Annotated in this window: 10 protein-coding genes and 1 pseudogene; 5 read left to right on the top strand and 6 right to left on the bottom strand. The window is 69.4% G+C overall.

All coding sequences use genetic code 11. The features are described 5' to 3' along the window. A pseudogene (locus F7Q96_RS21720) lies at positions 1-595 on the bottom strand (alanine racemase); the annotation flags it as partial. Positions 596-982: 387 nt separating this feature from the next. Between F7Q96_RS21720 and F7Q96_RS21710 the strand changes: the two are divergent. The 3 genes from F7Q96_RS21710 (at position 983) to F7Q96_RS21700 (ending at position 3,840) form a co-directional block, all read left to right on the top strand. Beyond that, complete coding sequence (locus F7Q96_RS21710) at positions 983-2,251, top strand: AI-2E family transporter (protein WP_226995048.1); 1,269 nt, start codon at positions 983-985, stop codon at positions 2,249-2,251. A gap of 104 nt (positions 2,252-2,355) precedes the next feature. Continuing rightward, positions 2,356-2,994, top strand: coding sequence for a PadR family transcriptional regulator (locus tag F7Q96_RS21705; protein WP_053823685.1), 639 nt, complete (start codon positions 2,356-2,358; stop codon positions 2,992-2,994). Between the two features lie 3 nt (positions 2,995-2,997). Beyond that, the gene (locus F7Q96_RS21700; protein ID WP_053823686.1) at positions 2,998-3,840 is read left to right on the top strand and encodes a siderophore-interacting protein; all 843 of its coding nucleotides are present in this window, start codon (positions 2,998-3,000) and stop codon (positions 3,838-3,840) included. A gap of 46 nt (positions 3,841-3,886) precedes the next feature. On the opposite strand, the gene F7Q96_RS21695 is transcribed toward F7Q96_RS21700, so the two are convergent. Next, positions 3,887-4,171, bottom strand: coding sequence for a nicotinamide mononucleotide transporter (locus F7Q96_RS21695; RefSeq protein ID WP_053823687.1), 285 nt, complete (start codon positions 4,169-4,171; stop codon positions 3,887-3,889). A gap of 268 nt (positions 4,172-4,439) precedes the next feature. Here F7Q96_RS21695 and alaC point away from each other — a divergent pair, with 268 nt between their 5' ends. After that, the gene (gene alaC / locus F7Q96_RS21690) at positions 4,440-5,702 is read left to right on the top strand and encodes an alanine transaminase (RefSeq protein WP_053823688.1); all 1,263 of its coding nucleotides are present in this window, start codon (positions 4,440-4,442) and stop codon (positions 5,700-5,702) included. Between the two features lie 130 nt (positions 5,703-5,832). Here the strand turns inward: alaC and F7Q96_RS21685 are convergent, their stop codons facing one another. From F7Q96_RS21685 to F7Q96_RS21670, 4 genes are read right to left on the bottom strand one after another with little or no spacing between them, the layout of a single operon-like run. Continuing rightward, on the bottom strand, positions 5,833-7,008 hold the full coding sequence (locus F7Q96_RS21685; RefSeq protein WP_053823689.1) for an enoyl-CoA hydratase/isomerase family protein: 1,176 nt from the start codon (positions 7,006-7,008) through the stop codon (positions 5,833-5,835). After that, positions 7,005-7,904 carry a 3-hydroxyisobutyrate dehydrogenase gene (mmsB, locus tag F7Q96_RS21680; protein ID WP_151023268.1) on the bottom strand — a complete coding sequence of 300 codons (900 nt, stop codon included), beginning with the start codon at positions 7,902-7,904 and terminating at the stop codon, positions 7,005-7,007. Before mmsB ends, F7Q96_RS21685 begins: the two co-directional genes overlap by 4 nt. A gap of 35 nt (positions 7,905-7,939) precedes the next feature. Then, positions 7,940-9,463, bottom strand: coding sequence for a CoA-acylating methylmalonate-semialdehyde dehydrogenase (locus tag F7Q96_RS21675; RefSeq protein WP_053823690.1), 1,524 nt, complete (start codon positions 9,461-9,463; stop codon positions 7,940-7,942). 58 nt (positions 9,464-9,521) lie between these two features. Then, positions 9,522-10,655 carry an acyl-CoA dehydrogenase family protein gene (locus tag F7Q96_RS21670; protein ID WP_053823691.1) on the bottom strand — a complete coding sequence of 378 codons (1,134 nt, stop codon included), beginning with the start codon at positions 10,653-10,655 and terminating at the stop codon, positions 9,522-9,524. A gap of 240 nt (positions 10,656-10,895) precedes the next feature. On the opposite strand from F7Q96_RS21670, the gene F7Q96_RS21665 reads away from it, so the two are divergent. Further along, positions 10,896-11,933 carry an AraC family transcriptional regulator gene (locus tag F7Q96_RS21665; protein WP_053823692.1) on the top strand — a complete coding sequence of 346 codons (1,038 nt, stop codon included), beginning with the start codon at positions 10,896-10,898 and terminating at the stop codon, positions 11,931-11,933. The last annotated feature ends 16 nt before the right edge of the window (positions 11,934-11,949 follow it).

Below are 11,949 nucleotides of genomic sequence, written 5' to 3'. Positions count from 1 at the left end.
CCGCCGCCGGTGACCACCTGGCAGGGCGCCCCGGCCGCGGCCAGCCGGGCCGCCACCGCCCCGGCACGCTCGGCGGCGCGCGCCGGGCGGCATGGTCGCGCACATGCTGGATGCCGCCATGGTAGGCCTGCAATCCGCCGAACGACAGGCGCGGCTGCGCGGCGATCCGTTCGGCCAGCCGCAACGCGGCATCGGCATCGGCCACGCCGCAGCGGCCCTGGCCGATGTCGAGCTCGACCAGCACCGTCAGTCCGCTCTGCTCGCGCTCGGCCGCTTCGGCCAGCGCCCGCACCTGGACAACCGCGTCGACGCAGACGCTGATGCGCGCGTGGCGGGCCATGCGTGCCAGCAGCATGGCCTTGGCCGGGCCGGCGATCTCGTTGCTGATATGGATATCGGCGACGCCGGCGCGCAGGAAGGGCAGCGCCTCGCTGACCTTCTGGCAGCAGATGCCGACAGCGCCCCGCGTCATTTGCGCCAGCGCAATGTCCGGACATTTGTGCGCCTTGGCGTGGGGCCGCAGCGCGACGCCGGCCCGATCCGCGGCCTGCTGCATCCGCTGCAGATTGCGCTCGAAGGCATCGAGCACCAGCACCAGCGCCGGCGTGTCGATCGTCTGCCAGGGCTGGCCGGCTTCGGCGATCGGAGGCAGCGTGGGCAGTCCCGCCGGATCGCGCAAGACGGGCAGATCGGAGGGGGCGGAAGGCACGGCGCGAGGGGCAGGCATGACGGCGATGTCTCCAGATGGGTCGGTGGGCCGAATGGCATAGGGCGCGGGGGATCATCGGCCGATCGGCACCGACTGTCAAACCGTGCCGCTGCCGCGGCCCGGCTGCGCGCGCCGGCCAGGGCGCTGTCGCGCTTGTCCTACACCGCTTGCGGCGGCCGTCCGACTGCGGGAGGCGGACGGCGCCGACTATGCTGACACTGATGCACCGCGCTCCCCGCGCGGCACCGGTCACCCCCGCACCGTCCCCTCGCCATGCATGCCACGCCCACCCCGTCCGCGCAGTCCGGTGCGCCGTCCGCAGCGCGTCCCGCAGCGGACACCGCAGCCGACACTGCTGCGCAGGCCTCGACCGTCGCCGCCGACCCCCGCGACGACGAGCCCGCGGCCGCGGCCTCGGCCCCCCCGGCGGCGGCCGAGCCGTTTCGCGGTCCGGGCAGCGCCCGCGCGCTGCCGATCGCGATCCAGCGCGGCAGCCTGGCGCTGGTGGTGCTGGCGACGCTGGCCTGCCTGTACGCGCTGCATGTCGCCAAGGCCTTCGTGATCCCGGTGGTGCTGGCGGTGATCCTGACCTATCTGCTCGATCCACTGGTATCGGCGCTGCACCGCCAGCGGCTGCCGCGCCCGATCGGCGCGACGCTGGTGTTGCTGGGCCTGGTCGCGGTGCTGCTGTGCGGCGCGTATCTGCTGCAGGGCCAGGTCGAGGCGATCGTCGACCGTCTGCCCGAGATCGCGCGCAAGCTCTCGCGCAGCCTGTCGGCGCTGCTCAGCGGCGACGACTCGATGTGGCAGAAGATCCAGCGCGCGGCGACCGTGCTGACCGGCGGCACCCCGCAGCTCTCGCGCGGCGCCCCGGTCGTCATCGACAAGCCGGCCGGCGCGCTGCACGACATGGTGCTGGCCGGTTCGGTCAGTGCCTTTGCCGCGGCCGGGCAGGCCGTGGTGGTGCTGTTCCTGACGTTCTTCCTGCTGGTGTCGGGCGACATGTTCAAGCGCAAGTTTGTCAAGATGACGGGCCGCACGCTGACGCAGAAGAAGGTCAACGTCCATATGCTGGGCGAGATCAATCGGCAGATCCAGCGCTACATGCTGATGCTGCTGATCACCAATGCCGCGCTGGGCATCTGTACCTGGTTCCTGCTGAAGGGGATCGGCCTGCAGCACGCCGGCACCTGGGCGCTGGCCGCGGCGGCGCTGCATCTGATTCCGTATTTCGGCTCGGGCGCGACCGCGATCGCGCTGGGCGTGGCGGCCTTCATGCAGTTCGGCACGCTCGGCCTGGCCGCCGCGGCGGCCGGAGGTTCGATCCTGATCGCGACGCTGATCGGCTCGGTCGTGCAGACCTGGATGACCGGCCGGATGGCCAAGATGAATCCGGTGGCGGTATTCGTTGCGCTGCTGTTGTTCACGTGGCTGTGGGGCGCCTGGGGCATGCTGCTGGCGATTCCGCTGGCCGTGATCACCAAGGTGGTGGCCGACCATATCGAAGGGCTGGAATTCATGGCCGAGTTCCTCGGGGAGTAGGGCCGAGCCGACAAGACCCTGCCGCAAGCAGGGCCAGGGGTTGACCTTCAGTGCGGCGAACTATATCGTAAGATATGTTTTTCGATATAACGAGCGACTGTTCCATGCCCCCTCGCCATCATCACGGCCGGCACGGCCACGGCCCCGGCGGTCCTTTCGGAGGATTCGGCTCCGATGCGGACAGCCTGCGCCGCGGCCGCAAGCTCGGCGCCGACGACCTGCAACTGCTGCTGCTCGACCTGCTGGCCGAGCAGCCCAGCCACGGCTACGAGCTGATCAAGGCGCTCGAAGCGCGCAGTGCCGGCTTCTACAAGCCCAGCCCCGGCGTGATCTATCCCGCCTTGACGTACCTGGAAGAAATCGGCCACGCGGCCGTCGATGTCGACGGCAACCGCAAGTGCTACCGGCTGGCGGAGCCGGGCCGCGAGTTCCTGCAGGCCAACCGCGAACGGCTGGCGCTGCTGTGGAACGGGCTGCGTCATGCCGCCCGCAAGATGGAGTGGGTGCGCCGGGCGCTCGCCGGCGAGGCGCCGCCGGAGCCGGACGATCAGGACAACGGCTGGCTGCCCGAGTTCGTGCAGGCACGGATGGCGCTCAAGCGCGCGCTGCTGCTGCGCACCGATGCCTCCCCGGACGAACAGCGGCGCATCGCCGGGATCCTGCTGCGCGCCGCCGCCGATATCGAAAGCACAGAGGCGGCCGCCGTGCCGCCGCATCCCGCCCGACCACGCAACCCGAGGTAATGCATGTCCGCAACCGACCGTGCCACATCCATCGAAGCCACCGATCGCCGCGACGCCGCGCTGACCGTCGAGCGTGTCCGCCATCCGCTGAAGTTCCGCCACATCCAGGTGGTGCGCACGCAGCGGATCTCACCGGCGCTGCTGCGCGTGACCTTTACCGGCGACGATCTCGCCGACTTCGTGTCGGCCTCGTTCGACGACCATATCAAGGTGTTCCTGCCCGCGCCGGGGCAGCAGCGACCGGTGCTGCCGGAGATGGGACCCGATGGTCCGATGTTTCCGGAGGGACAGCCGCGCCCGATCGCCCGCGACTACACGCCACGCCGCTACGACGCCGCGGCGCGCGAGCTCGACATCGAATTCGTGCTGCACGGCGACGGCCCCGGCGCCAGCTGGGCGACGCAGGCGCAGCCCGGCCAATGGCTGGGTATCGGCGGACCACGCGGTTCGTTCGTGATCCCGACTGCGTTCGACTGGCACCTGCTGATCGGCGACGAAGCGGCGCTGCCCGCGATCGCCCGCCGCGTCGAGGAACTGCCGGCCGGCAAGCGCGTGGTGGTGGTCGCGCAGATAGACGACCGCGAGGCGCGTGTCGCTCTGCACAGCGACGCCGACTGCGAACTGCATTGGCTGTATCGCGCCGAAGGCGACGAACTGCTGACGGCGCTGCGCCGGCTGGAATTGCCGGCCGGGGAGGGCTATGTGTGGGCCGCCGGCGAGGCGGCCGCGATCCGCGCCGTGCGCGCCTGCCTGGTGGACGAGCGCGGCATCGACAAGCGCCGCATCCGCGCGTCGGCCTACTGGAAGCACGGCGCCGTCGGCGTGCATGAAACGCTCGACGACTGAGCCGCGTAAAGAGGCCGGAGTGGGGAGGGCGGGGAGGGCATCCGGCTCAGTGCGAGCCGGCGTGTCCGCCAGTCCGATGGAACTGCGTATGCCGGTAGAGCCCGTACAGGCTGGTCGCGGTGAAGCCGAGCTGCTGCACGAACAGGCCATAGGTGCCGGTCACCAGTGCGAACACGCTCCACACGATGTTCGAGCACAGGTACGAGATCCAGCCCCAGCGCGACGCCTTGTTGTGCAGCGCGACCAGCAGCGAGCCGCTCATCGCGAGCGCGCAGCCCGACCATTCCAGACCATTGAGCACCATCGGCAGTTGGGCGGCAGCGAGATCCATCGCGCTATGTCTCCTTATTTTGTGTTCAAGTTTTGCATACAAAGCGTGCGAAGCTTAACGCCGAAGTACGCTGGGAGCAAGAGGGGATATACGCGTGGCGCGACGTGCGGCGGACTCCTTCCCACGGAAGCGCGCCGATCAACACGAGATCGCGCCTGCACGACGGCGATGGACGCGCGCCCGTAACCCGATTAACATCGTCGCCGGCGGCACTGACAACCGCCAACGTCGCTCGGACGGTTCCGGGCGCTTACGTACAAGGACAACCATGTCAGCCACTCCGGCATCCCCCGGCTCGAGCCCTTCGAGCCAGCGCCGCTTCGCGCGCATCGATCGTCTTCCCCCCTACGTCTTCAATATCACCGCCGAGCTGAAGATGGCCGCGCGCCGCCGCGGCGAGGACATCATCGACATGAGCATGGGCAACCCCGATGGCGCGACGCCCGCGCATATCGTGGCCAAGCTGACTGAGGCGGCGCAGCGTCCCAATACCCACGGCTATTCGACCTCGCGCGGCATTCCGCGGCTGCGCCGCGCGATCTCGCACTGGTATCGCGAGCGCTACGACGTCGACATTGATCCGGAGCGCGAGGCCATCGTGACGATCGGCTCGAAGGAAGGGCTGTCGCACCTGATGCTCGCCACGCTCGATCGCGGCGACACCGTGCTGGTGCCCGATCCGAGCTATCCGATCCACATCTATGGGGCGGTGATCGCGGGCGCCGATATCCGCTCGGTGCCGCTGATTCCCGGCGTCGACTTCTTCGCCGAGCTCGAGCGCGCGATCCGCGGCAGCTATCCGAAGCCGAAGATGATCGTGCTGGGCTTCCCGTCCAACCCGACCGCGCAATGCGTGGAGCTCGATTTCTTCGAGCGCGTGATCGCGCTGGCGCGCAAGCATGACATCCTCGTCGTGCACGATCTGGCCTATGCCGACATCGTGTTCGATGGCTGGAAGGCGCCGTCGATCCTGCAGGTGCCGGGCGCCAAGGACATCGCGGTAGAGTTCTTCACGTTGTCGAAGAGCTACAACATGGCGGGCTGGCGCATCGGCTTCATGGCCGGCAACGCCGACCTGGTGACGGCGCTGGCGCGCATCAAGAGCTATCACGACTACGGCACCTTCACGCCGCTGCAAATTGCCGCGATTGCCGCGCTCGAGGGCGACCAGCAATGCGTGCGCGAGATCGCCGCGCAATACCAGTCGCGCCGCGATGTGCTGGCGCGCGGGCTGAACGAGGCCGGCTGGCCGGTGGAGCTGCCGAAGGCGTCGATGTACATCTGGGCGCGGATTCCCGAGCCGTATCGCGCGCTGGGCTCGCTGGAATTCGCCAAGCAGCTGCTGGAGAAGGCCAAGGTCTCGGTATCGCCGGGCATCGGCTTCGGCGACTTCGGCGACGACTACGTGCGCTTCGCGCTGATCGAAAACGAATCGCGCATCCGGCAGGCGGTGCGGGGCATCAAGGCGATGTTCCGCGCCGATGGGCTGGTCGCACCGGCGGCGGCTTCCGCAACGGCGCCAAAGCCCTGAGCAGGCTCGCGCACCACATGTCGTTCCCGCGAAGCGGGAATCCAGCGTCTTTGAAAGCCGCTGGGTTCCCCGCGTTCGCGGGGACGACGGCAGTTTCGTAGTGCGGGGGCGCTCTTCGGAGCGCCCTTTCCTATTTCAGTGCTGGTGGCGCCAGCGGATGCCGCTCGCCTTCCCACGGCGACACGAAGAACCCGCGTACCGCATCGGGATCGACCGCATCGTGGCTGTCCACCCGCCACCGTGGCGTCTGGTCCTTGTCGACGATCAGCGCGCGCACGCCCTCGATGAAGTCGCCGTCGGTGAAGGCGTGGCTGACCACGTCGAGCTCCATCCGGAAGCAGTCGGCCAGGTCCAGCCGGCGGCCGCGCAGCAGCAGTTCGCGGGTGACGGCGGTCATCAGCGGGGAGCGGCCGCGCAGCAGCGTCGCCGTCTTCGCGGCCCAGTCGGCGCAGCATGGATCCTGTTCACCGGCGAGGCCTTGCAGGATCGCCGCGGGCGTCGCGTCGGCGCGGAAGTGCCGCAGCAGCGCGGGCAACACCTTCAGCAGCGGGGCGTCGGCCGCGGTGGTCGGCGACGCGGGAGCCAGCGCCCGGCGCAGCGTTGCCAGCACCGTGTCACGGTCACTGGCCGGCCAGTCGATGCGGGTCAGCGTCGTCTCCAGTTCCGCCAGCGCGGCACTGTCGGCCGCAACATCCGCAAGCCCGCACAGCAGCGTGTCGGCCGCGCCGAGCGTCACGCCGGTCAGTCCCAGATAGAGCGCCAGTTCGGGCGTCATCCGCGACAGGAAGTGGCTGGCGCCGACATCGGGCACCAGGCCGATGCCGGTCTCCGGCATCGCGACGCGGGAGCGTTCGGTGACGATGCGCAGCGGTGCGGCTTGCGCCAGACCCATGCCGCCGCCCATCACGATGCCGTCCATCAGCGCGATCACGGGTTTCGGATAGCGGTGCAGTTCGAAGTCGAGCTGGTATTCGTCGACGAAGAAGCGCCGGTACAGCGGTTCCCCATCGTCGCCGCCACGTCCGGCCACGGCGTCGCGATAACTGTCGTACAGCGCGCGGATATCGCCGCCGGCGCAGAACGCCTTGTCGCCGGCGCCGCGCAGCACCACGGCAACGACATCCCTCTGCGCTGCCCAGTGCCGCAACTGTTCGCGCAGCGCCACGATCATCGGATACGACAGCGCATTGAGCTGGCGCGGCCGGTTCAGCGTCACCAGCCCGACGCGGTTGATGACCTCGAAGCGGACTTCATCGGTGCCCTCGGCTGCGGTCCGAGGCGGTGGGGCTTCGGCCCTGGCGTTCACGCCGCGTCTCCGTCGGCATCGAGGTATTGCCGGATCACGCCCGAGAAATCGAGCTGCCCATCGCCGCGCTGGCACATCGCCTGATACAGCTGCTGCGCCAGTGCGCCGAGGAACAGCGGCTGCCGCACCGCGCGCGCGGCGTCGTTGGCCAGCCCCAGGTCCTTGAGCATCAGTTCGGCGCCGAAGCCGCCGCTGTAGCCGCGCGCGGCCGGGGCGGTGTCGATCACGCCGGGGTAGGGGTTGCAGGTGTCGGACGACCAGCAGCGCCCGGTCGACGTGTTGACGATGCCTGCCAGCACCCTGGCGTCGATGCCGAGCCGCGCGCCGAGCGCCATCGCCTCGGACACGCCGATCATCGAAATGCCGAGGATCAGGTTGTTGCAGATCTTCGCGACCTGGCCGGTACCGGTGTCGCCGCAGCGGACCACGTTCCTACCCATGCCGGCCAGCACCGGCTGCAGCCGCTCGAACAGCGCCGCGTCGGCGCCGACCATGAAGGTCAGCGTGCCGGCCTGCGCGCCGCCGGTGCCGCCGGACACCGGCGCGTCGGCGAACGGATTGCCCTGGCGCGCGGCCAGCGCCGCAAGCTCGCGCACCGTCGCCGGGTCGATCGTGCTCGAATCGACCAGCGGCACGCCGGCACGCACGCCGGCCAGCACGCCGTTCTCGCCAGTGTAGACGCCGCGCACGTGCGCCGCGGCCGGCAGCATCGTGATCACGATATCGGCCTCGGCGGCTGCCTGCTTCGGCGAATCGGCGCCGCTGGCGCCGGCGTCGCGCAACGCGGCCAGCGCCTGCGCATTGAGGTCGAATACCGTCAGCGTGTGGCCGGCCTTCAGCAGGTTGCGCGCCATCGGCGCGCCCATGTTGCCCAGGCCGATAAAGGCGATATGCATCGAGGTCTCCTGTCTGTTGGGTCCGTTGGGCTGGTTCAGCGCAGCGCGATGGTGGTGTTGACGCCGTGGTTCACGGTATCGTCATCGAACCAGCGCGCCGTCACGGTCTTGGTCTGCGTATAGAACTGCACCACCTGCTTGCCGTAGGGCCCGAGGTCGCCTAGCTTGGAGCCGCGCGAGCCGGTGAAGCTGAAATACGGCACCGGCACCGGAATCGGGATATTGATGCCGACCTGGCCGACATCGATCTCGCTCTGGAACTTGCGCGCCGCGGCGCCGCTCTGCGTGAACACGCCGGTGCCGTTGCCGAAGGGATTGCGGTTGACCAGCGCGATGGCCTCGTCGAGCGTGTCGACGCCGATCACGACCAGCACCGGCCCGAAGATCTCCTGCGTGTAGATCGACATGCCGGTCGTGACGTCGGTGAACACGGTCGGTCCGATGAAGTTGCCGTCCGGATAGCCCGGCACGCTGACATCGCGGCCGTCGAGCGCCAGCGTCGCGCCTTCCTGCACGCCGGCCTCGATCAGCCCCAGGATGCGCTGCTTCGCCGCGACCGACACCACCGGTCCGACATCGGTGCCGGGCTCGGCGCCGGCGCCGACCTTCAGCGTGCGCGCCTTGGCGATCAGGTCCGGCACCCAGCCGCGCGCCGCGCCGACCAGCACCGCCACGGAGGTCGCCATGCAGCGCTGCCCGGCCGCGCCGAAGGCGGCGCCGACCAGCGCGTTCAGCGTCTGCTCCTTGTGCGCGTCGGGCAGCACCACCGCATGGTTCTTCGCGCCCATCATCGACTGCACGCGCTTGCCGTGGCTGCCGGCCAGGTTGTAGACATGGGTGCCGACCGCGGTCGAGCCGACGAAGGACACCGCCTTGACATCGGGATGCGTGCACAGCGCGTCGACCACGTCCTTGGCGCCATGCACGACGTTCAGCACACCGGGCGGCACGCCCGCTTCGAGCGCGAGCGCCACCAGTTCCATCGTCGACAGCGGGTCCTGCTCGGACGGCTTGAGCACGAAGGTATTGCCGCAGACGATCGCCATCGGGAACATCCACAGCGGAATCATCGCCGGGAAATTGAACGGTGTGATGCCGGCACACACGCCGATCGGCTGCTGCAGCGTGTAGGTGTCCACGGTCGCGGCCACGTTTTCGGCAAAGCCGCCTTGCTGCAGCGTGCCGATCGACGCGGCATGCTCGACCACCTCCAGGCCGCGGAAGATGTCGCCCTCGGCGTCGGACAACGTCTTGCCCTGTTCGGCGGTCAGGATCGCGGCGATGCGCTTGCTGTGCTCGCGGATCAGCGCCTGGTACTTCAGCATGATGCGCAGCCGGGCCCCGATCGGCGTATGGCGCCAGCTCGCGAAGGCGCGCTGCGCCGCGCCGACCGCCGCGTCGACCTCGGCGCGCGTGGCCAGCGGCACGCGCGCCAGCACTTGCTGCGTGGCCGGATTGACGACCTGGCGGTATTCGGTGGCGGCCGATTCGACCCATTCGCCGTTGATCAGCAGCTTGACGGTCGGAATCGCGGTTTCGGTGGCGGGCTGTTTGGTCATGGTGTCTCCGTCGGTTTGTTCTGGCGAGGCAAGTCGCAAGGGAGGGCGAGGGCCCGAACTACAGCGAGCGCGCGATCAGCATCCGCTGGATCTCGCTGGTGCCCTCGTAGATCTGCGTGATGCGCGCGTCCCGGTAGTGGCGCTCGACCGGGTAGTCCTCGAGGTAGCCATAGCCGCCGTGGATCTGCAGCGCCTTCGAGCAGACCCGTTCGGCCAGCTCGGACGCATAGAGCTTGGCCTGCGACGCTTCGGACAGGCAGGGCTGGCCGTCGCTGCGCATGCGCGCGGCGCGAAGCACCAGCAGGCGCGCCGCGTTCAGCTCGGTCGCCATGTCGGCGAGCATGTTGGCGATCGGCGCATGCTCGCGCAGCGGCCGGCCGAACTGCACGCGTTCGCCGGCATAGCGGCAGGCGGCATCGAAGGCGGAACGGGCGATGCCGATCGCCTGCGCGGCGATGCCGATGCGGCCGCCTTCGAGGTTCGACAGCGCGATGCGCAGGCCCTCGCCGGTGTCGCCGAGCAGCGCGTCGTGCGGCACGACGCAGTCCTCCAGCGTGATCGCGCAGGTGTCCGAGGCACGGATGCCCAGCTTCTTCTCCGGGGCATGGACGTGAAAGCCCGGCGTGTCGGTCGGCACCAGGAAGGCCGACAGTCCGCGCTTGCCGCGCTCCGGCTCGGTTGCGGCAAAGACGATCGCGATGCCGGCGCGCTGGCCATTGGTGACGAACTGCTTGTTGCCGGACAGCACCCAGCCGTCATCGGTCGGACGGGCGCGTGTGCGCAGGTTGTGCGCCTCCGAGCCGGCCTGCGGCTCGGTCAGGCAGAACGCGCCGATCAGCTCGCCGCTGGCCAGCGCCGGCAGATAGCGATCCTTCTGGGCTTCGGTGCCGTAGTGCAGGATCGGACCGCATCCGACCGAGCTGTGCACGCTCATCAGCGTCGCGCAGGCCGCGCAGCCGGCGGCGATCTCCTCGATCGCCAGCGCGTAGGCGATGTAGTCGGTATAGGTGCCGCCCCATTGCTCGGGCACGATCATGCCGAGCAGGCCGAGCGCGCCCATCTCGGCCACGATCTCGTCGGGCAGTTGTCCGCTGCGGTCCCATTGCGCGGCATTGGGCTTGAGCCGTTCCTCGGCGAAGGCGCGCGCGGTGTCGCGGATCATGCGTTGCTGCTCGGTGTATTCGCTGTACATGGCGCTGTCGTTGTGTAGTCGGGTGAGCGACGGTTGACGGCAGTGTAGAAAGGCGATGCCGGCGCGCGCTATGCCAAAATCCGTCAACTGCGCTGAACTGATTTGCCACTGCCGGCGGCGTGCGCCGCGATGACGGTTGTCCCCAACCGCCGCCGTCTTCGGCGCCATCAGCGAACCCAATCACTCCACGGACTGTCTCCATGCCTGCGCTGTTGCGTCCCGTTGTTGCCTTGCGTACCGATGGAAAAAGGTAGCGTCGCGATCTGCTTCGTTCACCATGCGATTTCCGGCCTGCGCTCGCGCGGCATCGATGCCGAGCCGGTGCTGCGCGCCGCCGGTATCGCGCCCGCGATGCTGGCGGTGCCGCAGGCGCGCGTGTCGGCGGCCAGCTACGGCGCGCTGTGGCTGGCGGTATCGGCGGCACTGGGCGACGAGTTCTTCGGGCAGGACTCGCGCGCGATGAAGCCCGGCAGCTTCGCGCTGCTGTGCCATGCGGTGGCCGGCAGCCGCACGGTGGGGCAGGGGCTGGACCGGGTCGCGCGCGGCTTCGGCGTGCTGCTCGACGATATCGGCGTGCAGCTGTTGCGCCGCTACGATGGCAACGCCACCGACGGCGGGCCGCAGCGTGCCGCGCTGGTGCTGACCGAGCCGTCGCGGCGCCGGCCGGGCGTGTTCGCGCAAGAGACGCTGCTGATCATGCTGCACGGGCTGATGTGCTGGCTGGCGCGGCGGCGGGTGCCGGTGCGGCTGGCCGCGTTCCGCTATTCCGAGCCGGACTACAGCGCCGAGTACCGCGTCATGTATTCGCGCCAGCTCGCGTTCGATGCGCCCGGCACTGCGCTGATCTTCGACGCCGCGTGGCTGGACCATCCGGTGCGGCACGACGAGCGCAGCGTCAAGGCCTTCCTGCGCGACGCGCCGCACAACGTGGTGGTCAAGTACTCGGACCGCAGCAGCGTGGTGGCGCGCGTGCGCCGGCTGCTGCGGCAGTCGCGGCCCGATATGTGGCCAACCTTCGAGGCGCTGGCCTCGGCGCTGCATCTGTCGGCCTCGTCGCTGCGGCGCAGGCTGATGGAGGAGGGCGCCACCTATCAGCAGCTGAAGGACGAATTGCGGCGCGATCTGGCGATCGAGGCGCTGAGCCATACCGATCTGCCGATCACCGAGATCGCGGCCGAGATCGGGTTTGCCGAGCCCGGCGCGTTCCATCGTGCGTTCCGGCGCTGGACCGGGCTGCGGCCCGGCGTCTATCGCGGCATGCAGGCCGCTGCGGGCTGACGTCGCGGCCGACCCG

This window comes from Cupriavidus gilardii (assembly GCF_008801915.1).
Taxonomy (GTDB): Bacteria; Pseudomonadota; Gammaproteobacteria; order Burkholderiales; family Burkholderiaceae; genus Cupriavidus; species Cupriavidus gilardii.
This window is presented reverse-complemented; position numbering and strand designations above follow the sequence as displayed.

Excerpts from the sequence above, each read along its gene's own strand:
- F7Q96_RS21710 (WP_226995048.1), top strand. The coding sequence starts at position 983 with ATGCATGCCACGCCCACCCCGTCCGCGCAGTCCGGTGCGCCGTCCGCA.
- F7Q96_RS21705 (WP_053823685.1), top strand. The coding sequence starts at position 2,356 with ATGCCCCCTCGCCATCATCACGGCCGGCACGGCCACGGCCCCGGCGGT.
- F7Q96_RS21700 (WP_053823686.1), top strand. The coding sequence starts at position 2,998 with ATGTCCGCAACCGACCGTGCCACATCCATCGAAGCCACCGATCGCCGC.
- F7Q96_RS21695 (WP_053823687.1), bottom strand. The coding sequence starts at position 4,171 with ATGGATCTCGCTGCCGCCCAACTGCCGATGGTGCTCAATGGTCTGGAA.
- alaC (WP_053823688.1), top strand. The coding sequence starts at position 4,440 with ATGTCAGCCACTCCGGCATCCCCCGGCTCGAGCCCTTCGAGCCAGCGC.
- mmsB (WP_151023268.1), bottom strand. The coding sequence starts at position 7,904 with ATGCATATCGCCTTTATCGGCCTGGGCAACATGGGCGCGCCGATGGCG.
- F7Q96_RS21675 (WP_053823690.1), bottom strand. The coding sequence starts at position 9,463 with ATGACCAAACAGCCCGCCACCGAAACCGCGATTCCGACCGTCAAGCTG.
- F7Q96_RS21670 (WP_053823691.1), bottom strand. The coding sequence starts at position 10,655 with ATGTACAGCGAATACACCGAGCAGCAACGCATGATCCGCGACACCGCG.
- F7Q96_RS21665 (WP_053823692.1), top strand. The coding sequence starts at position 10,896 with ATGGAAAAAGGTAGCGTCGCGATCTGCTTCGTTCACCATGCGATTTCC.